The sequence below is a fragment of the Pasteurella multocida genome, from assembly GCF_900187275.1.
Lineage (GTDB): Bacteria > Pseudomonadota > Gammaproteobacteria > Enterobacterales > Pasteurellaceae > Pasteurella > Pasteurella multocida.
In genome coordinates this window covers 249,284-275,013 of sequence record NZ_LT906458.1, presented here as the reverse complement: position 1 = coordinate 275,013, position 25,730 = coordinate 249,284, and the positions used below count along the sequence as shown (strand labels likewise).

Below are 25,730 nucleotides of genomic sequence, written 5' to 3'. Positions count from 1 at the left end.
CCTAAAAAGTTGACAAAATTTATTCTTGGTGTCCTTCAACCAAGTGAACAAAGCTCACTAAATCATCATTACTCACTTGGAAAGCTTGACCAAAACCTTTTACAAATAACCCTTGTGAGGGCTTAAAACTAAACAAATGAAAATCTTTCATCCGAGACAATTCATCCATTAATGCACCATGTCTTGCTTTGAGTGCCTCAACACCAGAATGCCATTCTTCACTTTCTCTCTCGACAACACGCGCAACCGCATCAAAAGATAAACGACGACGAGCAAAAATCTGACGACTTTGACTTTCATCTTCGATCAACATTAAAGAAACTTTTGGTACTTCTTGTAGATTACGTGCATGACGTGCAATAGTAGAAATAAAGACTTGGTATTCCCCATTATTAATTGCAAATGGCGCATAACTCACATTGGGATTACCATCTTCACCGACAGTAGCGAGCATGACTGTTTTACATTGTGCCTTTAACTCTTGAATTTCTGGACCTAAACGATTTTGTAATACTTCTTGACGATTTGTTGTCATTACTTTTTTAACCTTCTAAATAAATGCTTTAAATTTTTGAACTTGTTCTGGAAATAATTGACGCTCAGCATCGCGCCCCAAATAAACTTTAAAAATAGTTTGCCCATTATTCGCAATAAATGCGATGTTATAACTTTCTTTACCGCGAAACGGTAAACTCACAAAGGCAATTTTGCTGATGTTATCTAATTTAAGGTGACCATGAAGCGTGCCTTCTTCATCTTTCATATTCAAATTATAATAACCACGCCCAACCATCCCGGTCGGAAAACGGTCTTTAATTTCAAAAATCGATCCTTCTTTTTCAATAATGGTCGTGAAAATCCCCCAACTACTGATCTCAGCAAGCACTTCCTCCGCACGTTCCGCAGGAAACACTCGAACAAACTCATCAGGTAAAGCACATAAAATTTCACCTTCAGGTTTGCCAAAGTGCGAAGCCATATCCAAAGTAATTGCCAGTGGATTTTGTGTAATATAATCTGCAATTTGTGCTTTTAGCATCATCTTGACTTTATCCTTATAAATGTCATGGTTAAAATCCCATTATTATCAATATTGATAATAGTTTTTAATTATATTTGTAATCGGTCTTTTTTTCAAAAGAAACTGCGATCTTTTTACAAAAAAGTTATTTAAAATTTAAACAAAAAACCTTTATTTTTATAAGGTTACTTCACTGCACCTGAATAAAGTAAGAGAGAACAGCCACACTGATGAAAATAAAGACAATTGAATATCTAAAATCATTTTTTGCTTGTAACCTATCAATGAAAAGGTATAATACAGACCTAATTTGATGCTCTTTATCAATATTAGCCTGGGTGGCGAAATTGGTAGACGCAGTTGATTCAAAATCAACCGCCTTCGGGTGTGCCGGTTCGAGTCCGGCCCTAGGCACCATTGATAAATAGCATTACAAAAAAGCCGACGTTAAGTCGGCTTTTTCTTTATCTTTAATATTCCAAATATAAAATCCCCTACTTTCATAAAAACACACTGTTTTTGGATTCATCTCGGCATCGTTTATCGTGTTAGAGCTATTGCTTTTCTCATTACCAACTGACAACGGAAGAATGCTTTACCGTAAAAACAATATGTAGTAAATTTGGAATCAGGTATAACTTAATTCAGAGCCTAGGATCTTAGTAAGGAGTGCTAAAATGAAAAAAACGCTTGTACTTTCTTGTTGCATCGTTGCGTTATGTGCATGTAAAGCAGAAATAGAAAAAGATATCTCATTAAAAGCCTTATTGAATGAGCCAATTAAAGTAGAAAGTGGTATCTTAAATGTTGAAATTGCAACATGTTCTAGCCATGAAGACTCTAGAAAGCCCTCCGATGCCCTTATTCAAATTCAACAAAAAATTCCTAATGTTTTTGATAATGCTGTTTATAAAGAATGCTATCAAAAAAACTTTAATTCTTTTGCAAGTTTTGAAATCCCTATTGCTGTGGGGAAATTGGATGATAGCTCAGAGATAAAACATAACGTAAATATTTATAGCTATAAAAATCACTATTTAAATGTTCAAACAAGCGATAAATTAGCAAAAAATATCCGTGACTTTATGGATAGAGAATATCTCTCTGACCTCGCATTAAGCCTAACACTCAAGATAAATAATGATACAAATCAAGCTCTGGATGTCACCTTCATTTCCGCCTATGTGAATGATTCCCCTGTTGATTTCTTACCCCTCACCTTTAAACAAGGGGAAAGTATTGAAGTGAAATTGTCTAATGCTTCATCAGATATGCTCTGGCAATATGAAGCATCACCAAGTGTAAGTGTGATGACAAAAGGCTTTGAGCTTGATGACATTCTAAAATAAATCTAGCTGCAATCAATGGGTCATCGTGCATGTAATCACAGCATGGCGCCCCTGAGCTTTCCTCATTTCCATGCTTTTTATGCAAATGACACTCTCCCCATATCCCCACTCTCTCCAAACACAAAAAAAACCTCAAGTATCTCTACTTGAGGTTTCTTCTCATTCAGACCTGGCGGTGTCCTACTCTCACATGGGGAAGCCCCACACTACCATCGGCGTTACAGCGTTTCACTTCTAAGTTCGGCATGGAGTTAGGTGGGTCCACTGCACTATCGCCGCCAAGATATTCGGTTGATGTCTTCTCTATTCTTCTGTTCTTCCTTCGTGCTTTCTTCACTCTCGCACTTTAATCAAAAACAAGCTGTCTAAAGTAATTTTCTCTTCTTCGTCTTCGTCTAACATCTCACTCAACACCCAAAAACACTTGAGCGTTGTATGGTTAAGCCTCTCGGGCAATTAGTATTGGTTAGCTCAATGTATCACTACACTTACACACCCAACCTATCTACGTCGTAGTCTACAACAACCCTTACTGACTTAAAGTCAGGGATGACTCATCTCTTGGCAAGTTTCGTGCTTAGATGCTTTCAGCACTTATCTCTTCCGCATTTAGCTACCCAGCAATGCCTCTGGCGAGACAACTGGAACACCAGTGATGCGTCCACTCCGGTCCTCTCGTACTAGGAGCAGCCCCAATCAATCATCCAACGCCCACGGCAGATAGGGACCGAACTGTCTCACGACGTTCTAAACCCAGCTCGCGTACCACTTTAAATGGCGAACAGCCATACCCTTGGGACCTACTTCAGCCCCAGGATGTGATGAGCCGACATCGAGGTGCCAAACACCGCCGTCGATATGAACTCTTGGGCGGTATCAGCCTGTTATCCCCGGAGTACCTTTTATCCGTTGAGCGATGGCCCTTCCATTCAGAACCACCGGATCACTATGACCTGCTTTCGCACCTGCTCGACTTGTCTGTCTCGCAGTTAAGCTTGCTTATACCATTGCACTAACCTGACGATGTCCGACCGTCATTAGCAAACCTTCGTGCTCCTCCGTTACGCTTTGGGAGGAGACCGCCCCAGTCAAACTACCCACCAGACACTGTCCGAGTACCCGTTTCAGGCACTTCGTTAGAACATCAAACGTTAAAGGGTGGTATTTCAAGGTCGCCTCCACAATGACTGGCGTCACTGCTTCAAAGGCTCCCACCTATCCTACACATCAAAATTCAATGTTCAGTGTCAAGCTATAGTAAAGGTTCACGGGGTCTTTCCGTCTAGCCGCGGGTACACCGCATCTTCACGGCGATTTCAATTTCACTGAGTCTCGGGTGGAGACAGCCTGGCCATCATTATGCCATTCGTGCAGGTCGGAACTTACCCGACAAGGAATTTCGCTACCTTAGGACCGTTATAGTTACGGCCGCCGTTTACTGGGGCTTCGATCAGGAGCTTCTCTTTCGATAACACCATCAATTAACCTTCCAGCACCGGGCAGGCATCACACCCTATACGTCCACTTTCGTGTTTGCAGAGTGCTGTGTTTTTAATAAACAGTTGCAGCCAGCTGGTATCTTCGACTTACTTCACCTTCATCCGCGAGGGACTACAATTACTGTAAGCGCACCTTCTCCCGAAGTTACGGTGCTATTTTGCCTAGTTCCTTCACCCGAGTTCTCTCAAGCGCCTGAGTATTCTCTACCTGACCACCTGTGTCGGTTTTCAGTACGGTTTAGATAAACCTGAAGCTTAGTGGCTTTTCCTGGAAGCAGGGTATCAGTTACTTCAGTCCCTTAAGACCTCGTCATCAGCTCTCAGTGTTTATAAAGACCCGGATTTGCCTAAGTCTTCCACCTACCACCTTAAACAGACATCCAACAGTCTGCTAACCTAACCTTCTCCGTCCCCACATCGCAGTTTATCCAAGTACGGGAATATTAACCCGTTTCCCATCGACTACGCTTTTCAGCCTCGCCTTAGGGGCCGACTCACCCTGCCCCGATTAACGTTGGACAGGAACCCTTGGTCTTCCGGCGAACGAGTTTTTCACTCGTTTTATCGTTACTTATGTCAGCATTCGCACTTGTGATACGTCCAGCAACCCTCTCGAGCCACCTTCATCCGCTTACACAACGCTCCCCTACCCAACAGAATAAATTCTGATGCCGCAGCTTCGGTGCTATATTTGAGCCCCGTTACATCTTCCGCGCAGGCCGACTCGACTAGTGAGCTATTACGCTTTCTTTAAATGATGGCTGCTTCTAAGCCAACATCCTAGCTGTCTAAGCCTTCCCACTTCGTTTCCCACTTAATATAGACTTCGGGACCTTAGCTGGCGGTCTGGGTTGTTTCCCTCTCCACGACGAACGTTAGCACCCGCCGTGTGTCTCCTGAGTATCACTCTTCGGTATTCGCAGTTTGCATCGGGTTGGTAATCCGGGATGGACCCCTAGCCGAAACAGTGCTCTACCCCCGAAGGTGTCCGCTCAAGGCTCTACCTAAATAGATTTCGGGGAGAACCAGCTATCTCCCGGTTTGATTGGCCTTTCACCCCCAGCCACAAGTCATCCGCTAATTTTTCAACATTAGTCGGTTCGGTCCTCCAGTTAGTGTTACCCAACCTTCAACCTGCCCATGGCTAGATCACCGGGTTTCGGGTCTATACCTTGCAACTCAACGCCCAGTTAAGACTCGGTTTCCCTTCGGCTCCCTTATTCAGTTAACCTCGCTACAAAATATAAGTCGCTGACCCATTATACAAAAGGTACGCAGTCACAAGGTTGCCCTCGCTCCTACTGCTTGTACGTACAGGGTTTCAGGTTCTATTTCACTCCCCTCACCGGGGTTCTTTTCGCCTTTCCTTCACAGTACTGGTTCACTATCGGTCAATCAGGAGTATTTAGCCTTGGAGGATGGTCCCCCCATCTTCAAACAGGATTTCTCGTGTCCCGCCTTACTTATCGTAAGCTTAGTTCCACTAACATACTTTCGAGTACGGGATTATCACCCTCTTTGATTTGGCTTCCCAGCCAATTCCTCTAATATGCTAGCTAAAACTTACTGGCTCTTCCGCTTTCGCTCGCCGCTACTCACAGAATCTCGGTTGATTTCTTTTCCTCGGGGTACTTAGATGTTTCAGTTCTCCCGGTTCGCCTTTCATCGCTATGTATTCACCATGAAATGATGGATTCTTCATCCATCGGGTTTCCCCATTCGGACATCTTGGATTAAACGCCTCTTATCGACTCATCCAAGCTTTTCGCAGATTAGCACGTCCTTCATCGCCTCTGATTGCCAAGGCATCCGCCCTGTACGCTTAGTCACTTAACCATACAACCTCAAGTATTCTTACTTAATCTCAATTAATCCATTAACCTTTGCTAATGCATTAATCAAGTTTCATCACCTTGATGTTGTGTTTAAACGCTAAACACTTGCATGCCTTTTTTCATGCAAGATTTTTTCTACTCAGACTTTCTTTCGAAAATCTCTTCAGTTTTTCAGCTTGTTTCCAATTTTTTAAAGAACAATAAAGACAAGTCAAAATGGCTTCGCCATTTTTCGCTCATCATTGCTAAATATTCTTAATGTAAAAACCATTAACCTATCCAGACTAATGCCATTTACACAAAACACTTAGCAATGATGATTTGGTGGAGATAAGCGGGATCGAACCGCTGACCTCCTGCGTGCAAGGCAGGCGCTCTCCCAGCTGAGCTATATCCCCATTCACATCATTACAATGCGCCGTCATCCCTTTTCGCTTCACTCTTTTGCTTTCGCTTGAGTGGTGGGTCTGAGTGGACTTGAACCACCGACCTCACCCTTATCAGGGGTGCGCTCTAACCACCTGAGCTACAGACCCAAAAGGATTTCGGTTTTTTGTCTCTTCATTGACACAATCTACCAAACAATCTGTGTGAACACTTGCAGTCGTTCCATTTTAGGTAAGGAGGTGATCCAACCGCAGGTTCCCCTACGGTTACCTTGTTACGACTTCACCCCAGTCATGAATCATACCGTGGTAAACGCCCCCCCGAAGGTTAAGCTATCTACTTCTGGTACAACCCACTCCCATGGTGTGACGGGCGGTGTGTACAAGGCCCGGGAACGTATTCACCGCAACATTCTGATTTGCGATTACTAGCGATTCCGACTTCATGGAGTCGAGTTGCAGACTCCAATCCGGACTTAGATGCACTTTCTGAGATTCGCTCAAGCTCGCACTCTCGCTGCCCTCTGTATGCACCATTGTAGCACGTGTGTAGCCCTACTCGTAAGGGCCATGATGACTTGACGTCATCCCCACCTTCCTCCAGTTTGTCACTGGCAGTCTCCTTTGAGTTCCCGACCGAATCGCTGGCAACAAAGGATAAGGGTTGCGCTCGTTGCGGGACTTAACCCAACATTTCACAACACGAGCTGACGACAGCCATGCAGCACCTGTCTCTAAGTTCCCGAAGGCACAAACTCATCTCTGAGCTCTTCTTAGGATGTCAAGAGTAGGTAAGGTTCTTCGCGTTGCATCGAATTAAACCACATGCTCCACCGCTTGTGCGGGCCCCCGTCAATTCATTTGAGTTTTAACCTTGCGGCCGTACTCCCCAGGCGGTCGATTTATCACGTTAGCTTCGGGCACCAAGCATATAGCCCAATCCCCAAATCGACAGCGTTTACAGCGTGGACTACCAGGGTATCTAATCCTGTTTGCTCCCCACGCTTTCGCACATGAGCGTCAGTACATTCCCAAGGGGCTGCCTTCGCCTTCGGTATTCCTCCACATCTCTACGCATTTCACCGCTACACGTGGAATTCTACCCCTCCCTAAAGTACTCTAGACTCCCAGTCTGAAATGCAGTTCCCAAGTTAAGCTCGGGGATTTCACATCTCACTTAAAAGTCCGCCTGCGTGCCCTTTACGCCCAGTTATTCCGATTAACGCTCGCACCCTCCGTATTACCGCGGCTGCTGGCACGGAGTTAGCCGGTGCTTCTTCTGTAATTAACGTCAATGATGCTATCTATTTAACAACATCCCTTCCTCATTACCGAAAGAACTTTACAACCCGAAGGCCTTCTTCATTCACGCGGCATGGCTGCGTCAGGGTTCCCCCCATTGCGCAATATTCCCCACTGCTGCCTCCCGTAGGAGTCTGGACCGTGTCTCAGTTCCAGTGTGGCTGGTCATCCTCTCAGACCAGCTAGAGATCGCAGGCTTGGTAGGCCTTTACCCCACCAACTACCTAATCCCACTTGGGCTCATCTTATGGCAGGTGGCCCTAAGGTCCCACCCTTTCCTCCTCAGAGAATACGCGGTATTAGCTGCAGTTTCCCACAGTTATCCCCCTCCATAAGCCAGATTCCCAAGCATTACTCACCCGTCCGCCACTCGTCAGCAAAGAAAGCAAGCTTTCTTCCTGCTACCGTTCGACTTGCATGTGTTAAGCCTGCCGCCAGCGTTCAATCTGAGCCATGATCAAACTCTTCAATTCAAAGTTCAATCGCTCAATAAACTGCTTAGCTAAAAGTTTACATTTACTTCAAAAGTATCATGAATTTTCAGTATTAAGCACCTATTAAGACTTCAATTTTAAAATTTTTTAAATGAAATCAATCAACAAGTGCCCACACAGATTGTCTGTTAGATTGTTAAAGAACAAAAAACAACGACGCGAGGTGTATCTACTATCTCGTACAACGTCGCGTCGTTGTGTGGGGCGTATTATAGGCATTTTAAAACCCTTTGCAACCCCTTTTTACAAAAAAAATTAAATTTTTTATTTTGCGCTATTTTTTTAAACGTTATGCTCGTAATTTATAAAAAAATCGTATTCTTTTCAGGCTTTCATGTTCAAATTGATGAGTTGTTCAAATCCCCAAAAATGGATAACCTTTTGAAACTGTGCTTCATCCTCAAAAAATTGAGTACAAAAAATAAGATTTTTCTCGTTAGTTTTAGATTGAATGTCTATCTTAGACAATAACGTTTTAACCCGTAAAGCAATCGCTTTACCAGAATCAACAAAAAAACGCACTTGTGGTAAACACCATTTAATTTCTTCTTTAATTAAAGGAAAGTGCGTACAACCTAATACGACGGTATCAAGATCCTGAATTGACTGCCAAGGCGCTAGCTCTTGCTTTAAAGCATGCAAATCAACCGCTTTGCCATGTAACTTTTGTTCAGCAATTTCGACTAATTTTGTACTACCCAATTTCTCAACTGTGCAATCGCGAGCATACTGTGCAATTAAATCCGCGACATAGGCTCTTTTCACGGTGCCTTTTGTAGCTAATAAGCCAATATGTTTTGTTTCTGAACATTCTGCTGCGGGTTTAATTGCAGGCACAGTTCCCACGACAGGAATCGCAAAATGCGCTCTTAGTGCGGGTAATACCACCGTGCTTGCCGTATTACACGCAATCACAATTAAGTCTAAAGGGAAAGTGCGGTCAATTTTTTGACAAATTTTGAGCGTACGCTGAATAATTTCCTCTTCACTTTTTTCCGAATAAGGAAAAAACGCATTATCGAAACAATAAAGATAGTGACAATCGGGTAAAAGTTGCTTTGTTTCTTTATAAACACTAAAGCCGCCCATACCGGAATCAAAAAATAGGATAGTAGGTTGATAAGGGCTATTCATTTGACTACTCTCGTAAAAATTTGTGGTGTTAGAAATAATTCAGCAACCATCATATTCTCAGCGCCAATACTCATTAAGGCACGGCGGGCATAAAGTGCGGTGTTTTTATCATGCGTTAATTCTAATTTTTGCCTTATACGATCAGATTGCATAAACAGCCACTCACCTAACGCACGATTGCCCAATTGTTGTAATTCTCTATGCTGCGTCAATAAAGAAGCCGGAATTAAAGTACGCGCAAAAATTAATGGTATATCTTGGCTTTTTAAGATCACTTCTCGACACCAACACGGGCATGCTTGTTTTGGAAAAAATTGACGTTCATTCTCGTTAAGCGTCGTTATCCATGACTCGGCTAAGACACATACATTCACTTCGCCAAAAGCTTGTTTTAGCTGTGTAGTTAAAGATGTGGATAGCTCTAGCCAAGAAGAAATCGACAGAGGTAATTGCATATCCGTTGAAGGCTGCCAAGTGGCATTTTGTAACAATTGGGAATAATCAGACATGCGTATAAATCTCCCGTTGATTAATCCAACGTTGGATTAATTTGGTGGCCACTTCTGGTTGCTCAACAATCAAACGACGCGCATAATACTGCACCGTAGGAATCATTTTGCGATCGCGCATTAAATTTGCCACCTTAAATTCGGCCACCCCGGTTTGTTTTGTACCAAGCACTTCGCCAGGTCCTCTGATTTCTAAATCTTTTTCCGAAATAACAAAACCATCTTGCGTATCTCTGAGGACTTGTAAACGTTTCTGGGAAATTTTTCCTAGTGGGGGCTTATACATCAGTACACAAAAAGAAGCGGTTGTCCCTCGCCCTACTCGACCGCGTAACTGATGTAATTGTGATAAACCTAAACGTTCTGCATTTTCAATGATCATTAAGCTAGCATTCGGCACATCAACACCGACCTCAATCACCGTTGTTGCGACTAACAAATCAATTTCTGCCTGTTTAAATGCTTGCATGATGTCTTGTTTTTCAGCCGGTTTCATACGACCATGCACTAAGCCAATGCGTAAGTGCGGTAGAATTTTACGAAGATCTTCAGCAATAGCCTCAGCCGCTTGTGCCTCTAGTACTTCTGATTCATCAATCAATGTACAGACCCAATATGCCTGACGTTTTTCATTCACACAGGCATGATTCACTCTAGCAATGACTTCAGCTCGTCTTTCTTCAGAAATTGCCACGGTCGTAATCGGTGTTCGTCCTGGCGGTAGTTCATCAATAATCGAGGTATCTAAATCCGCATACACCGTCATGGCTAAAGTGCGAGGAATCGGTGTCGCCGTCATAATGAGTTGGTGCGGATAATGATCAGCCTGTTTCCCTTTTTCTCGTAGCATTAAACGCTGATGCACACCAAACCGATGCTGTTCATCAACGATCACCAATGCCAAATCTGAAAATTCCACCTCGTCTTGAAATAAGGCATGGGTTCCCACGACCATTTGTACTTGCCCCGTTCGAATCTTTTCCAGTTCTGTTTGACGCACCTTTCCTTTGACTTTACCTGCCAACCAACCAACTTCAATCCCTAAGGGAGCTAACCAACGGCGAAAATTTGTAGCATGTTGTTCCGCTAAAATTTCGGTAGGTGCCATAAGCGCGACTTGTTTGCCATTATCTATTGCAAGTAAGGCAGCTAACGCAGCCACCAAGGTTTTACCTGAGCCAACATCACCTTGAACTAAACGCATCATCGGGAAAGGATGAGTAAGATCTTGCTCTATCTCTTGGGTAACACGAACTTGTGCATCTGTTGGTGCAAAAGGTAATTGTGCCAAAAAACGCTGTTTTAAATCAGTCTGATAAGATAAAGGGTAAGCGAAAAATTGCTGTGTACCGATCCGTACTTTTTGCATCGCCAAATTATGCGCCAATAATTCCTCAAAAATCAGGCGTTGCTGAGCGGGGTGGGTTCCTTTTTCTAAGGCTTCTAAGGATACATCAGGCGGTGGGCGATGCAAAAAACGAATCGCCTCTTTTAAGCTAAAAGGATGCGGATTAAATTCATTAGGTAAGATTTCTGCAATTTGGATATTTTCAAGCACAGCCAAAGCTTGATCAGTCAGCTTACGTAATGAATTTTGTTTTAATCCCTCTGTTGTAGAATAAATTGGCGTCAAGGTTTCTTCTAAAATTAAAGGGGCATTATCGCGAATAATTTGATATTCCGGGTGATGAATTTCTGCCATGAAACGCCCACGTTTAACCTCACCAAAGGCTTTTACTCTTGCACCCGGTTGAAGACTATTTTTCATGCCTGCATTGAAGTTAAAAAAACGTAGCATAATTTTTGATGTGCCATCCGAAAGAGAAACATTTAAAATTGGGCGTTTACCAAACTGCACTTCACACGTTTGTACAAGCCCCTCAATGGTAGCATAAGCATCAGGACGAAGATCATGAATTGGCGTAATTCGAGTACGATCTTCATAACGAATCGGTAAATGAAATAACAAATCTTGGAGATTGTGAATACCAATCCGCCCAAGCTTGTCAGAAATGGCAGCCCCAACACCAGAAAGTGTCGTTAAAGGGACTGCATCGAGGAATTGTATGGTCATTGATTGATATTACGTTCAATATTAACAAAACCCGGAATTGCTTTGATTTTACGAATAATATTCGCTAAATGCTTAGTGTCTTTTACGGTCAACAACACGACGATTTGATATAAACGCCCTTCTTGTTCTTCCGTCCAAATACTTTGAATATTACTACCTAAAGACGAAATCAGTGTCGTTAAATTTGGTAAAGCGCCTTGCTGATTGATAAGTTCAATACGCAATTCCGCTTCAAAATCGATCATATTATCGCTTTGCTCCCATTCCACTGGCATATAGTGTTCAGGATTGTCTTTACGATGTTTTAAATTCGCGCAAGCTTCATGATGAATCACTAAGCCCTTGCCGGAGCTCGTATAAGCAACAATAGGATCGCCTGGAATTGGGTGACAACATTGGGCAAAGGTGGTAAGTAATCCACCAGCACTTTTAATTTCAAAATTCGCTTTATTGTTTGTGAGATCACCATCCGTATCAATTTCAATGGCTTCTCCTAGCAAGCGATAAGCGATTACCGCACTCATTTGATTACCTAGACCAATTTCCATTAATAAATCATCGAATGTGGCTAATTTCAGCTCAGTTAATAAATTTTGTACTCTATTTTTATCAAGATCTTCTAACTTCGTCGGTGCCAACGCACGTGTCAACTGACGTTTACCTAATGTTATCGCCTCACCGCCACGTAAATTTTTAAGGAAATTACGAATATTGGTTCGTGCTTTCGCTGTCACCACAAAATTTAACCATCCCGCGCTCGGTTGAGAATTTGGTAAAGTAATGATGTCAACCGTTTGTCCTGAAGTTAAGGCTTGTGATAAAGGGTAAGATTTACGATCAACATTAGCCGCAATACAGCTATGACCGATATCCGTGTGTACCGCATAAGCAAAATCGACAGGCGTTGCACCAACTGGCAATTCCACAATACGCCCTTTCGGTGTGAAAACATAAATCTCTTTTGGGAAAAATTCAGATTTGACACTCTCGATAAACTCAAAAGAATTTCCCACACTTTGTTGCAATTCAATTAAGCTTTGTAACCAACGTTGAGCTCGAATTTGTACTGTCGTGCTGTCATTTTTGCCACCTTCTTTATATGCCCAATGAGCTGCCACCCCCATTTCCGCCATTTGATCCATTTCTTCAGTACGAATTTGTACTTCAACGGGAACACCATGTGGACCGATCATTGAGGTATGTAATGACTGGTAGCCATTTGCTTTTGGCACCGCGATGTAATCTTTAACACGACCAGGACGAGGTTTATATAACCCATGCATTTGCCCAAGCACACGATAGCAAGTATCAATATCTTTAACGACAGCACGGAATGCATAGATATCCATAATAGAATGAAACTGTTGATCTTTCAGTTTCATTTTTTGATAAATGGCATAAAGATGTTTTTCCCGTCCAAAAACACGAGCTTTAATACCCACATCTTCTAATCGTCCTTTAATTTCATTGGTAATACGCTGAATCATGTCTTTACGATTACCACGCGCCACCTGAATCACTTTTTGCAACACCGCATAACGTTGTGGGTGCATAGCTTCAAAGCCTAAGTCTTCCAACTCGTTTTTGATATGTTCAATACCTAAACGATGAGCCAAAGGACTATAAATTTCAAGCGTTTCTTTTGCAATACGGCGACGTTTATCTGGACGTAGCGAGCCGAGTGTACGCATATTGTGCGTTCTATCAGCAAGCTTAATTAACACCACACGAATATCTCGTGTCATGGCTAAAATCATTTTGCGAAAGTTTTCAGCTGCCGCCTCTTTACGTGTCCGGAATTTCAACTTATCGAGTTTTGATACGCCTTCTACAATTTCTGCCACACTGGCACCAAACTCTGTTTTCAATTGCTCTTCTGTATAAGGGGTGTCTTCAATCACATCATGCAATAATGCCGCCATCACAGCTTCATGATCTAAACGCATTTCAGCAATAATCGATGCAACTGCGACAGGATGAGTGATATAAGGTTCACCACTAGAACGCGATTGTCCCTCATGCGCATCACGAGCAATAATATACGCACGTTTAACAAGTTCGATCTGTTCTGGCGGTAAATACGCCTCAATAATGCGATTTAGACTTTCAAAAAGATACAAGGGACACCTAACTTAGTTCAATGTGATTTTCTGAAAACGTTGTGCAAAATGACCGCACTTTTACTGATTAGATAATAAAGAAACAGCGTGTAATTCCGAGTTTTCTTTTTCCAACGCATCATAACGCTCTTGGGCATTCATAATCTCGTTATTAATCAACCCTTTCTCAATTTCACGTAGGGCAATCACGGTTGGTTTATCGTTATCTTCTGGTACTAGAGGTTCACGAATATGTAACTGTAATTGTCTTGCGCGACGTGCTGCGGTTAAAATTAAATCAAAACGGTTACCAATTTTTTCTACCGCACCTTGTACTGTGACACGAGCCATATATTACTCCATCTCTTATTAGTCAAAAAAATGTTAAAAAGGGGTCATATGATACTAAAGTGAGGTCTATTTTGCTAGCAATTGTTCAATCAACGCCTGATTTTGTTTTTGCTGATGCGCTAACGTTAAACGTTCAGCACGTAGAATCGCTTGAAAATCAGCTAATGCTTGTTCAAAGACATCATTTACAATCACATAATCGTATTCATTATAATGAGAAATTTCATCGATTGCTTTCGACATACGTGCGGCAATCACTTCCGTACTGTCTTGCCCACGTCCAATTAAACGACGTTCTAATTCAGCTAAAGACGGGGGTAAAATAAAAATACTTTTGACATTCGGCACTTTTTGACGAATTTGCTGCGCACCCTGCCAATCAATATCTAAAAAAACATCAATACCTTTGGCTAAATTTTCTTCGATAGCAGGTAATGAAGTGCCGTAATAATTTCCGCCAAAAACCTTGGCATACTCAAGAAATAAATCTTGCTCAATCAATGATTCAAAGGCTTCAACTGATACAAAATAATAATGCACTCCCTCTTGCTCACCGGGACGGGGTTGTCTTGTTGTATGTGAAACAGAAACCATCATTTTATTGTCTTGTTGCTGATTTAATAATGCGGAAATTAATGAGGATTTCCCCGCGCCACTGGGTGCCGAAAGAATATATAAATTACCTTGTGTCATAACGTCTTCCTTTATAATGAATGATAATGACTATTATGCCGATAAATCCACGGAAAATCAGCTAAAAATAAAAAAGTGCGGTAGATTTTAAAAAAATTTAGCCTTCAATGAGCTCGCCCGTTTCGCTATCTTCAAATGCCATGGACACTGAATTAACACAATAACGTAATCCTGTCGGCGGGGGACCGTCTTCAAACACATGTCCCAAATGAGCATCACATTGACCACAACGAATTTCAGTGCGAGGGCGTGATAATGTGTAGTCATCTAAATAACGTATTGCTTCAGGTGAAATCGCTTGAAAAAAGCTAGGCCACCCACAGCCTGCATCAAATTTTGTATCAGACACAAATAACAGTGAATGGCACACTACACAACGGTACAATCCTTTCTTTTGTTGATCTAATAATTTCCCCGTAAACGGATATTCCGTACCTTGATTTAAACAAACATGCACTTGCATTTCCGTCATATCTTCTCTTTTTTTCATGTCATTTCCTCATAAAAAACGAGCTCATCTTCTGTTTTAAAAAATAGAAAAAGATTAAACAAGCCCGACATTTTATTATTTTGACATAGATCACAAAAAGTTTATCTGCTATTGTTTTCCCCATCGTGTGGTTTCACAACTAAAAAAAAACCGTGCTATAATCCTCCGCGACAAAAACAAAAATGAAACACACCATTTTTGTTCTCTGTAACCGTTTTGTTTAACTTTAAATATAGGTGAAAATCTTATGGCAATTAAAATTGGTATCAACGGCTTTGGCCGTATCGGTCGTATCGTATTTCGTGCTGCACAACATCGTGATGACATCGAAGTAGTCGGTATCAACGACTTAATCGATGTTGAATATATGGCTTATATGCTTAAATACGATTCAACTCATGGTCGTTTCGATGGTACTGTTGAAGTAAAAGATGGCAACTTAGTGGTAAATGGTAAAACTATCCGTGTCACTGCTGAGCGTGATCCAGCTAACTTAAAATGGAACGAAATCGGTGTGGAAATTGCCGTTGAAGCGACTGGTTTATTCTTAGATGATGCAACTGCACGTAAACACATCACTGCCGGTGCGAAAAAAGTCGTATTAACTGGTCCATCTAAAGATGCTACTCCAATGTTTGTCAGCGGTGTAAACTTTGACACTTATGCAGGTCAAGATATCGTGTCTAACGCCTCTTGTACAACAAACTGCTTAGCACCATTAGCGAAAGTGATCAACGACAAATTTGGTATTAAAGACGGTTTAATGACAACAGTTCACGCAACGACTGCAACGCAAAAAACTGTTGATGGTCCATCTGCAAAAGACTGGCGTGGTGGCCGTGGTGCGGCACAAAACATCATCCCATCATCAACAGGTGCAGCGAAAGCCGTAGGTAAAGTTATCCCTGCATTAAATGGTAAATTAACGGGTATGGCGTTCCGTGTTCCTACACCAAACGTATCTGTTGTTGACTTAACTGTTAACTTAGAAAAACCAGCAACTTATGCTGAAATCTGTGCAGAAATCAAATGCGCATCTGAAAACGAAATGAAAGGTGTGTTAGGTTACACTGAAGATGCTGTTGTTTCTACAGACTTCAATGGTTGTGCATTAACATCTGTATTTGATGCAGCAGCAGGTATTGCATTAACCGATACATTCGTGAAATTAGTTTCTTGGTATGATAACGAAACCGGCTACTCAAACAAAGTATTAGACTTAGTCGCACACGTTTATAACTACAAAGGTTAATTACTAACCTAAATAAACACGAAGCCTCTTGTCAGAACAAGGGGCTTCTTTTTTGCTGTCAACAAAAACGAAAAGCTGGATTTTATAAGAAAACCCAGCTTTTTTAATCGTTATTATCACACTAAATGCGATTTTTGAACATTTAGCTTGTGATCGTTTCAGCCTACACGGCTAGGCACTATTTACTTACAGCCTGCTCTAATTTTTCACCCGCGTTTTGAATATCTTTACCGACACCTTTCGTGGTTTCACAAGCAGTTAAAGCGAAAGCAAATGTCGCAGATAAGAAAATAGCAATGATTTTTTTCATTGTAAGCTCCTATTTTTTCTATAGCATCAAATAAGTCCTCAACATAAGAACTCCTCTTCATCCTATACCATGCTTTACAAAAATGCAAAAGCTTAAATTTTTCGTCAACTCACATATCGACTTAACATACCGTTTCATGTTACTGCCATTTTCGGTATTTTTAATCAAATTTCGAGAAAAATAACTAGTTTATTTTAGCTAACAAGTGTAAGCTAAAGCGGTTAAATTCCATTCTAATTAATTAAGGACACCATGACTAATTTGAACTTACACTTTGTTAATCGCATCCGCGAACAAGCCAAGCTCTTATTAAATGAAACTGCCCTACGTTACCACACGCCTTCAGGTTGGGAAAATATCTCTTGGCACCAATTTCAACAGGATCTCGACACCTTTTCTTATGCGCTCTTAGCCAATCATATTGGGGTACAAGATAAAATTGCCATTTTTGCACATAATATGCCACGTTGGACTATCGCTGACATAGGGACAATGCAAGTACGCGCTGTTGTTGTGCCAATCTATGCGACAAGTGCCGCCAAACAAGTCGAATATATCCTTAACAACGCAGATGTCAAAATCCTCTTTGTTGGTGATCAAGAAGAGTACAACTGTACGCTAGAAATCATCGATGCTTGTCCACAAATACAAAAAATTGTCGCCATGAAAGACAATTTGGACTTAAAAAATCATCCTAAAGCTTGTGATTGGCAAACTTTTTTGCTCGAGGGAAGCCCACTCCAACAAACAGCTCTGCAAGCGCGTCTTGAACAAAAACAACTGACAGACTTATTTACTTTAATCTATACCTCGGGCACGACGGGAGAACCGAAGGGCGTGATGTTGGATTACGCTAATCTTGCTCACCAATTAAAAGCGCATGACGAAGCATTTACTACACTCAATGTCAGCCAATATGATAGCTCGCTTTCTTTCTTACCGTTATCCCATATCTTTGAACGAGCCTGGGTTGCTTATGTTTTACACCGTGGTGCAGTCAATTGTTATCTTGAAGATACTAACAGAGTACGTGAAGCTCTTAGCGAAATTCGCCCAACTCTGATGTGTGCCGTGCCACGTTTTTATGAAAAAATTTACACCGCCGTTTGGGATAAAGTACAAAAAGCACCTCTCTTCCGTCGTATGATCTTCAATTGGGCAATTGCAGTTGGACAAAAACGTTTTCAGTTTATTTCACAAAAGAAACCTATCCCTTTTGTACTACGGCAACAATATGCGCTAGCCGATAAGTTAGTGTTATCTAAATTACGTCAATTACTCGGTGGTCGCATCCGCATGATGCCTTGTGGCGGTGCAAAATTAGAGCCTAACATTGGACTGTTTTTCCACAGTATTGGTATTAATGTCAAGCTCGGCTACGGTATGACAGAAACCACGGCTACCGTATCTTGCTGGGAAGAAGGGCATTTTGAACCAAATTCTATTGGTACATTGATGCCTGGTGCAGAAGTCAAAATTGGGGAAAATAATGAAATCTTAGTGCGTGGCGGGATGGTCATGCGTGGTTATTATAAAAAACCACAAGAAACTGCTGACAGTTTTACAGAAGACGGATTCTTAAAAACTGGTGATGCTGGGGAATTTGATCCACAAGGTAATTTATATATTACAGATCGTATCAAAGAGTTAATGAAAACCTCCAATGGAAAATATATTGCTCCACAATATATTGAAACCAAAGTGGGTAAAGATAAATTTATTGAACAAATTGCAGTCATTGCGGATGCCAAAAAATATGTCTCAGCGCTTATTGTACCTTGCTTCAATAGTCTTGAAGAATACGCCAAACAATTAAATATAAAATATCACGATCGTTTAGAACTCATTAAACATTCTGATATTCTTCAAATGTTTGAACAGCGTATTAATGATTTACAAAAAGAATTGCCTAGCTTTGAGCAAATTAAAAAATTCACTTTATTACCTCAGGCATTTACCACAAAAATGGAAGAAATTACTCCGACATTGAAACTCCGTCGTAAAGTGATTTTAGAACGCTATAAAGCACAAATTGAAGCGATGTATAAAGAATACACTCATAAAAAAGACTAACTTGCAATACACAAAGGGCTTCCAAACAGAAGCCCTTTATTTTTGCTAAAAATGACCGCACTTTTTACTTGCTTAAGCAAGCAAAGTAGCTGTCCGCCGTATATTGTAAGAAGTTGGCATAAGAATTAACGCCTAACTTGACCGCATCGCCCATCGGATCTAAACGACCTACATGTACACCGGTACCTTTACTTAAACTTTCAATTACTTTTGGTGTGAATTGTGGCTCTGCAAATAAGCAATTCACTTTATGTTCTTTAATTTCCTGCTTAATTTTCGCTAACGTCTTAGCTCCCGGCGCCACCAACGGATTAATTGTGAAATAACCGGTTTGTTTTAAGCCATAAGCATTATTGAAATAGCTATACGCATCATGGAAAACATAAAACCCTTTTTCTTTAACTGGTGCGAGTTGCTGTTTAATTTTCTCGCTTTGTTCAGCTAAAGTGCGGTTAAATTCTGCCAAATTTTGCGCAATTTTCTCTTTTTTCTCTGGATAAGCTTCCGTTAAACGTGTTGCTAAGCGTGTCGCGACAATTTTGCTAATCTCCGGCGAATACCACACATGCCAGTTAGTACTGTGATCATGATCATGATCGTGTCCATGTGCGTGGTCATGTTTATGCTCATGGTCGTGTTTGTGATCGTGGTCATGTTTGTGAGCATGGTCATGTTTGTGATCATGGTCGTGTTTGCGATCATGGTCGTGTTTGTGATCGTGCTCATGTTTGTGAGCGTGGTCGTGTTTGTGATCGTGGTCGTGTTTGTGAGTATGATCATGCTCATGTTTATGATCATGTGCTTCACCTTCAAGCAAACCACCAATTTCCGCAAAATCAGCAATACTTAACACCTTTTTAAAAGGCATTGGACGTAATGTTTTATCAAGGAAAGCATCAATATCTTCCCCGACCCACAGGATTAATTCCGCCCCCTGTAATTTTTGTATATCTGAGGGTTTTAAGCTGTAATCATGTGGTGAAGCACCCGCAGGAACTAATACTTCAGTGTCTGTTACCCCATCAGCAATCGATGAAGCAATAAAACCTAATGGTTTAATCGAAGTCACAATCGTCGCATTTGCCACAGTTGCTAAAGAAGCAATACTTGCCGCTAATGCGGTTTTTTTCAATGTCTTAATGAAACGTGCCATTTTTCTTCCTTCTTTTGTAAGATTGACAACAAAAATTTCGGATTAGCCTACTCTTTTTTCATGATAATTGCCATCTTTTTTTTAACTAAAAAATAAGTTGAAATAAAAAAAGGTGAAACGTCATTCACCTATTTCGGTTTTTCTGCTTAACGTAACAGTTTATTAATAACACGAGAAACCGCAAAGAATCCAAAAGTTGCAGTCACCATAGTGGCAGCACCAAAGCCATTGGCACAGTTCATACTTGCTGATACTTCACAATTGCCATCCACGTTGGGAAAAATTAAGGGTTGTGTGGAAAACACACAATCAATACCAAATTTTCGTTTTGGATTTTGGCTAAAATGGTATTCCTTACGTAATAAGGAACGTACTTTTGCTAAGAGCGGATCTTGAATCGTCCTACTTAAATCGGTAATTTGGATCTGAGTCGGATCGGTTTGACCTCCTGCTCCACCAACAGTAATCATGTTAATTTTATGACGTTTACAATAAGCAATGAGTGCGGCTTTCGTTCTGACATGATCGATTGCATCAATGACATAATCATAGCCTTTCGATAAATAATCCGCTAAGTTTTCGCTGGAAATAAAATCATCAATAATCGCCACTTCACATTCAGGATTAATTAACGCAACCCGCGCTTTCATCACTTCTGTCTTTAATTGCCCAATGTTGCCAGAAAGTGCATGGATTTGGCGGTTAATGTTGGTCACGCAAATATCATCCATATCAATTAACGTCAATTTGCCCACACCTGAGCGCGCTAATGCCTCCACACACCATGAACCGACGCCACCAATACCGATGACGCAGACATGAGACTGTTTTAAACGAGTAAGCCCTTCAGTACTGTATAAACGTGCGATCCCACCAAAACGTTGTTCATAATTATCCACTCTCTCCATTATTGTAATACCCACACACGTCCATAATGTTTTGATAATCCTGCAATATGACCCGCGTCATCGCCAATCCCACGATATAAATCAAAGTGATGCCCTTTCACTGCCCCACCCACATCAAGCGCGACCATCAAATGCATTTGATGCTCACCTGTCCAATTACCGTGTTTATCCATTTGAGGCACTTCCACCAAAAGCAAGCTCCCTAAAGGCACAACATTTCGATCTGCCGCAAGTGACGCCATCGGTACTAAAGGCACACCGGCTGCACCTTTGACTTTACCGTAAGGATCATTTTTAAAATAAACATAAGATTCATTGCGTTCTAATAAGGCTTGTAAGCGAGAAGGATTCGCTTTTGCCCAATCACGAATCGCTTGAATCGACATTTTCTCTTTAGCAATTTCGCCATCTTCTACTAATAAACGTCCGACACTGGTATAAGGAAAGCCATTTTGTCCAGCATAAGCAAAATAATTTAGCTTACCGTCCCCAAAATCCACATAGCCACTTCCTTGAACGCCTAATAAAAAGTTATCTAACATAGAATCACTGTAAGCCAGCTCCAACCCTTTTCGTGCTAAAGCACCTGCATACACTTGGGCTCGGGTTACACGTTTTTGTTTAGGTAACGCGTAAATAGGTTGATTATACTTCCCTTGTTGACTACGGCGAGCATGAATAACCGGAGAATAATACCCCGTCATTAAAACATTTTGATACCCATCAAACCCTTTCATTAATTGCGGCTGAATACCAAATTGTGCTAAATCATGCATATTACCACCCGCTAAGATCCAATTGGTCACTTTGACATAGCTGTGATCGAATTGATTGGCGAGCTTATTCGAATAGCTACGCACATGCGATAATTGGGTCAAAAAATCACCTTGATTAATCACCGCACTTTGATTTTCTACTTTCGCGACCAGAGTAAACACTGAGTGTTGATATTGACGCCCCTCGTATTTTGCACCAAATTTTTGCGGATCAGCCTGATTGTTTCCTGCACTTCCTCTAGGCTGCGAGCTACAAGCAACCAACAATGCTGCCGAACAAAGTGCGGTAAGTTTGACTAAATTTTTTGTCTGAAATAGCATATTCTTTCCCAAATAATAATGAGGCATTAAAGGTGCATACGCTATCAGAAAACTGGCTAAAAATATAGCCTAGCGCAGTGCTTTTTCTTCTCTCTGACTGAACGCAAATTACAGTACCAAACGATAAATAAGAATAAAAAACATACATATCGTTTATTTTTATAACAAACGAAACTCTTTATTTAATTTTTTTGTTGCAATAATTTTTTAAGCGCGTATATTGCACCTCCACAGACGCGGGGTGGAGCAGCTTGGTAGCTCGTCGGGCTCATAACCCGAAGGTCGTCGGTTCAAATCCGGCCCCCGCAACCAGATTCAAGAAAAGCCGTTAGTTCAATACTAACGGCTTTCTTCTGCTTTGTTTCTATCAAAAAAACAGACTCACAAATCACAAGCATGAAAGGTCTCTCTCAAACAAATAAAGGCAAACTCACGTTTGCCTTTTATACTTTCATTTAAGCAAGTACTTTATTCTGTTTTTAAAGCTAACTTGTCTAACAGTTTTTGATGGATCCCCCCGAAACTGCCATTTGACATCACCAAAATATGATCTGTTGGTTTCGCTTCATCAGCAATCATCTCCACCAACTTATCAAGATTCATATTCCAAACTGCTGGCTGGACACACTGACTCACAATATCCACCACATCCCAACCAATATTTTCAGGCTGAAATAAGAATACGTTATCCGCTCTACCTAAAGCAGGCGCAATCTCGTCTTTATGCACGCCCATTTTCATAGTATTTGAACGTGGCTCAAGTACTGCCAAAATACGCACGCCCCCTCCAACTTTGTCGCGAAGTGCGGTCAATGTTGCCAGAATTTCTGTCGGATGATGAGCAAAATCATCATAAACCGTAATGCCATTAACTTGCCCTTTCACTTCTAAACGGCGTTTCGGGCTAATAAACGTGGCAAGTGCCTGACATGCCTCAGCAATCGAAATCCCGACATGATGTGCCGCAGCAATCGCCATTAATGCATTGTGCATATTATGTTGACCAACGACATTCCAATGCACCTCTGCCATTTTCTCGCCTTGGTAGAAAACACCAAATTGCGTGCAATCATGGCTGATCCGTTCAGCATACCAGTCTTGATCCTGACCTAAAAACTGTTGTTGCGACCAACAACCCATGTCTAAGGTTGCTTTCACATTCGGCTCATTCGCCACAGAAAGAATGCGTCCACTGGCTGGCATCGTACGAATCATATGATGAAATTGGCGCTGAATGGCTTTCAGATCATCAAAAATATCCGCATGATCAAACCCGATATTATTAATAATCAAGGTCTTAGGATTATAATGGACAAATTTAGAACGTTTATCAAAAAATGCCGTATCATACTCATCGGCTTCAATCACGAAATAATCACTTTCCCCAAGTCGAGCGGATATACCAAAATTGCCCGAGATCCCCCCAATTAAAAAACCAGGTTTAAGACCGCACTTATCTAAAATCCAACTTAACATGCCAGTTGTTGTAGTTTTTCCATGGGTACCCGATACAGCCAATACCCAACGATCACGCAACAAATGATCATGTAACCATTGTGGACCTGAGGTATAGGGTAAATGATGTTCCAATACATATTCTACGCAAGGATTACCGCGTTTCATTGCGTTACCAATGATCACCATATCCGGCGCTGGCTGTAATTGTGTCGGATCAAAATGTGGAATAATCTCAATTCCATTTTCCATCAAAAATGTGCTCATTGGCGGATAAACATGGGTATCGGAGCCTGTCACTTTATAACCAAGTTGTTTCGCAATCATGGCGACACCGCCCATAAACGTGCCACAAATACCTAAGATGTGGATATGCTTTACTGTCATTTTTTTATCTCTATGTCATCTATTGTCATAAAAAATGTGTCGAAGATCACATTGTTAACATTCGACTTTTCTATGATAAACCTAAGGTTGCTATAATAAATCAACTCATCAAATGAGTAAATTTATTAATAACAAGGATTAACATATGAAAACGTTGGGGCAATTTATTGTTGAAAAACAAGCAGAATATCCAAATGCAAAAGGGGAACTTAGTGGGATTTTATCCTCCATTCGATTGGTCGCAAAAGTGATCCATCGAGATATCAATAAAGCAGGGTTAACCAATAACATTATTGGTACATCAGGGGCTGAAAATGTGCAGGGCGAAACCCAAATGAAATTGGATCTGTTCGCGCATAACACCATGAAACAAGCCTTAATCAGCCGTGAAGAAGTCGCCGGTTTTGCCTCTGAAGAAGAAGAAAATTTTGTTGCTTTCGATACAGAACGTGGACGCAATGCCAAATATGTGATTTTAACCGATCCCCTCGATGGCTCTTCCAACATTGATGTTAACGTTGCAGTCGGTACAATCTTCTCTATCTACCGCCGTGTTTCACCTATCGGCACCCCTGTGACTTTAGAAGATTTTATGCAACCTGGTAATCGACAAGTTGCCGCCGGTTACATCGTTTATGGTTCTTCAACCATGTTAGTGTATACCACAGGTAATGGAGTTAACGGGTTTACTTATGATCCGTCATTAGGGGTATTCTGTTTATCCCATGAAAATATTCAAATTCCTGCGAATGGAAAAATTTACTCAATCAATGAAGGTCAATATTTGAAATTCCCGCAGGGAGTAAAAAAATACATTAAATATTGCCAAGAAGAAGATAAAGCGACACATCGTCCTTATACTTCTCGCTATATCGGCTCACTCGTATCCGATTTTCATCGTAACATGCTGAAAGGTGGGATCTATATTTACCCAAGTGCAACGAACTACCCGAACGGCAAACTTCGTTTATTATATGAAGGTAATCCAATGGCATTTTTAGCGGAACAAGCAGGCGGTATGGCGAGTGACGGTTATCAGCGTATTTTAGATATTCAACCGACGGAATTACATCAACGCGTGCCACTTTTCCTCGGTTCGAAAGAGATGGTGGAAAAAGCACAAGACTTTATGAAAACATTTGGCTAACGCCGAATGTAAAGAAATTAAAAGAGCCCTCAATTCATTTGACGGGCTTTTTTTGATTGCCTATTATATCGCCACATCAGAATAGAGGCGATTTACTTTTGTTTTATTTTTTTGCTTTATTTAGGAAAGTTAATTATGTATTTAAAAAAAATACTGATGTTAGGGGGACTGATTCTACCACCGCTCTTATTGTGGAGCTGTGATCAAAATGTTTCACCTTTAACTATCATCAAACACCAAGAAGAAACACAATCGCTGAAGTTATTTAATAATACGGTCAAAATTATGCCGGCAGAACGTTATATTACACAAGATGCGAATAACAATGATCTTGCGGCAATGACTTACCATATTCAAAATTTAAGTAACAAAGCCATCAAAACGATTCTTTGGAATAGTGTGTATATTTTGGACTCAAATTCACTCTATACGCATGACTTACCTATTACATTTGACTCACCATTGGTCCCACATGGTGAACAAACTATTGCTGAAACGGTGCCCGTCAATAATATTCCTAAAAACAACCGACCGTTAGTGCTAAACCCTAAAAGCCCAATCAAAGTGATTATTATTGCAAGAGAAATTATTTTTGATGACGGCAGTAAAATCATTGTATCAAGATAAGAAAAAACAGCGTTTTATATAAAATATTATTTCAATAAAAACACAACATCTCATTTAATTCTTTGTTTTTTCATGCTCATCTCTC

At 41.1% G+C, this 25,730-nt stretch carries 19 protein-coding genes, 4 tRNA genes and 3 rRNA genes; 7 read left to right on the top strand and 19 right to left on the bottom strand.

The genetic code is table 11. The annotated features are described in order from the left end of the window. Window positions 1-19: 19 nt before the first annotated feature. A complete protein-coding gene (gene hutZ / locus CKV69_RS01320) occupies window positions 20-535 on the bottom strand; it encodes a heme utilization protein HutZ (protein ID WP_005751227.1) in 516 nt (171 codons plus the stop codon). Window positions 536-550: 15 nt separating this feature from the next. After that, a complete protein-coding gene (gene hutX / locus CKV69_RS01315; protein ID WP_014325839.1) occupies window positions 551-1,042 on the bottom strand; it encodes a heme utilization cystosolic carrier protein HutX in 492 nt (163 codons plus the stop codon). 311 nt (window positions 1,043-1,353) lie between these two features. Here hutX and CKV69_RS01310 point away from each other — a divergent pair. Further along, window positions 1,354-1,438 (top strand) — tRNA-Leu (locus CKV69_RS01310). Window positions 1,439-1,698: 260 nt separating this feature from the next. Beyond that, window positions 1,699-2,370, top strand: a complete 672-nt coding sequence (locus tag CKV69_RS10740) for a DUF7424 family protein (RefSeq protein ID WP_014325821.1) — start codon at window positions 1,699-1,701, stop codon at window positions 2,368-2,370. Window positions 2,371-2,537: 167 nt separating this feature from the next. Here the strand turns inward: CKV69_RS10740 and rrf are convergent. The 12 genes from rrf to msrB form a co-directional block, all read right to left on the bottom strand. Continuing rightward, window positions 2,538-2,653, bottom strand: a 5S ribosomal RNA gene (gene rrf / locus CKV69_RS01300). Between the two features lie 152 nt (window positions 2,654-2,805). Further along, window positions 2,806-5,705 (bottom strand): 23S ribosomal RNA (locus tag CKV69_RS01295). 321 nt (window positions 5,706-6,026) lie between these two features. After that, window positions 6,027-6,102 (bottom strand) — tRNA-Ala (locus CKV69_RS01290). 61 nt (window positions 6,103-6,163) lie between these two features. Beyond that, window positions 6,164-6,240: transfer RNA gene (locus tag CKV69_RS01285), tRNA-Ile, on the bottom strand. Between the two features lie 83 nt (window positions 6,241-6,323). Next, window positions 6,324-7,865, bottom strand: a 16S ribosomal RNA gene (locus CKV69_RS01280). The 16S, 23S and 5S rRNA genes sit together here with 2 tRNA genes alongside, the layout of an rRNA operon. A 345-nt stretch (window positions 7,866-8,210) precedes the next feature. Continuing rightward, window positions 8,211-9,020, bottom strand: a complete 810-nt coding sequence (gene murI / locus CKV69_RS01275; protein ID WP_014325820.1) for a glutamate racemase — start codon at window positions 9,018-9,020, stop codon at window positions 8,211-8,213. Continuing rightward, window positions 9,017-9,529 (bottom strand): chorismate lyase, encoded by a 513-nt coding sequence (locus CKV69_RS01270; protein WP_005757018.1) that lies wholly within the window; start codon window positions 9,527-9,529, stop codon window positions 9,017-9,019. The genes murI and CKV69_RS01270 overlap by 4 nt, the downstream gene beginning before the upstream one ends. Then, window positions 9,522-11,603, bottom strand: coding sequence for an ATP-dependent DNA helicase RecG (recG, locus tag CKV69_RS01265; RefSeq protein ID WP_005751676.1), 2,082 nt, complete (start codon window positions 11,601-11,603; stop codon window positions 9,522-9,524). The genes CKV69_RS01270 and recG overlap by 8 nt, the downstream gene beginning before the upstream one ends. After that, window positions 11,600-13,723, bottom strand: a complete 2,124-nt coding sequence (spoT, locus tag CKV69_RS01260) for a bifunctional GTP diphosphokinase/guanosine-3',5'-bis pyrophosphate 3'-pyrophosphohydrolase (RefSeq protein ID WP_005722820.1) — start codon at window positions 13,721-13,723, stop codon at window positions 11,600-11,602. The genes recG and spoT overlap by 4 nt, the downstream gene beginning before the upstream one ends. A gap of 60 nt (window positions 13,724-13,783) precedes the next feature. Then, window positions 13,784-14,053 (bottom strand): DNA-directed RNA polymerase subunit omega, encoded by a 270-nt coding sequence (gene rpoZ / locus CKV69_RS01255; RefSeq protein ID WP_005717016.1) that lies wholly within the window; start codon window positions 14,051-14,053, stop codon window positions 13,784-13,786. Window positions 14,054-14,119: 66 nt separating this feature from the next. After that, a complete protein-coding gene (gmk, locus tag CKV69_RS01250) occupies window positions 14,120-14,746 on the bottom strand; it encodes a guanylate kinase (RefSeq protein WP_014325819.1) in 627 nt (208 codons plus the stop codon). 97 nt (window positions 14,747-14,843) lie between these two features. Beyond that, window positions 14,844-15,236 (bottom strand): peptide-methionine (R)-S-oxide reductase MsrB, encoded by a 393-nt coding sequence (gene msrB / locus CKV69_RS01245; protein ID WP_014325818.1) that lies wholly within the window; start codon window positions 15,234-15,236, stop codon window positions 14,844-14,846. 247 nt (window positions 15,237-15,483) lie between these two features. Here msrB and gap point away from each other — a divergent pair, with 247 nt between their 5' ends. Then, entirely contained in the window at window positions 15,484-16,488 is a 1,005-nt protein-coding gene (gene gap, locus CKV69_RS01240; protein WP_014325817.1) for a type I glyceraldehyde-3-phosphate dehydrogenase, read from the top strand. 178 nt (window positions 16,489-16,666) lie between these two features. On the opposite strand, the gene CKV69_RS01235 is transcribed toward gap, so the two are convergent. Continuing rightward, window positions 16,667-16,798 (bottom strand): entericidin A/B family lipoprotein, encoded by a 132-nt coding sequence (locus CKV69_RS01235; protein ID WP_005717037.1) that lies wholly within the window; start codon window positions 16,796-16,798, stop codon window positions 16,667-16,669. Between the two features lie 252 nt (window positions 16,799-17,050). Between CKV69_RS01235 and CKV69_RS01230 the strand changes: the two genes are divergently transcribed. After that, window positions 17,051-18,871 carry an AMP-dependent synthetase/ligase gene (locus CKV69_RS01230; RefSeq protein ID WP_014325816.1) on the top strand — a complete coding sequence of 607 codons (1,821 nt, stop codon included), beginning with the start codon at window positions 17,051-17,053 and terminating at the stop codon, window positions 18,869-18,871. A 64-nt stretch (window positions 18,872-18,935) separates the two neighbouring features. Here the strand turns inward: CKV69_RS01230 and znuA are convergent, their stop codons facing one another. From znuA to mltA, 3 genes are all read right to left on the bottom strand, one after another. Continuing rightward, a complete protein-coding gene (znuA, locus tag CKV69_RS01225) occupies window positions 18,936-20,024 on the bottom strand; it encodes a zinc ABC transporter substrate-binding protein ZnuA (protein WP_014325815.1) in 1,089 nt (362 codons plus the stop codon). Between the two features lie 146 nt (window positions 20,025-20,170). Next, entirely contained in the window at window positions 20,171-20,932 is a 762-nt protein-coding gene (gene tcdA / locus CKV69_RS01220; RefSeq protein ID WP_014325814.1) for a tRNA cyclic N6-threonylcarbamoyladenosine(37) synthase TcdA, read from the bottom strand. Then, window positions 20,932-22,029 carry a murein transglycosylase A gene (mltA, locus tag CKV69_RS01215; RefSeq protein ID WP_016504673.1) on the bottom strand — a complete coding sequence of 366 codons (1,098 nt, stop codon included), beginning with the start codon at window positions 22,027-22,029 and terminating at the stop codon, window positions 20,932-20,934. Before mltA ends, tcdA begins: the two co-directional genes overlap by 1 nt. A gap of 235 nt (window positions 22,030-22,264) precedes the next feature. Between mltA and CKV69_RS01210 the strand changes: the two genes are divergently transcribed. Beyond that, window positions 22,265-22,341 (top strand) — tRNA-Met (locus CKV69_RS01210). Between the two features lie 156 nt (window positions 22,342-22,497). Here CKV69_RS01210 and mpl read toward each other — a convergent pair. Continuing rightward, window positions 22,498-23,871 carry a UDP-N-acetylmuramate:L-alanyl-gamma-D-glutamyl-meso-diaminopimelate ligase gene (gene mpl / locus CKV69_RS01205; RefSeq protein WP_014325812.1) on the bottom strand — a complete coding sequence of 458 codons (1,374 nt, stop codon included), beginning with the start codon at window positions 23,869-23,871 and terminating at the stop codon, window positions 22,498-22,500. A gap of 145 nt (window positions 23,872-24,016) precedes the next feature. On the opposite strand from mpl, the gene fbp reads away from it, so the two are divergent. Both fbp and CKV69_RS01195 read left to right on the top strand, forming a co-directional pair. Beyond that, window positions 24,017-25,018, top strand: coding sequence for a class 1 fructose-bisphosphatase (gene fbp / locus CKV69_RS01200; protein WP_005717048.1), 1,002 nt, complete (start codon window positions 24,017-24,019; stop codon window positions 25,016-25,018). 135 nt (window positions 25,019-25,153) lie between these two features. Further along, window positions 25,154-25,645, top strand: coding sequence for a hypothetical protein (locus CKV69_RS01195; RefSeq protein ID WP_005722854.1), 492 nt, complete (start codon window positions 25,154-25,156; stop codon window positions 25,643-25,645). Window positions 25,646-25,730: the final 85 nt, after the last annotated feature.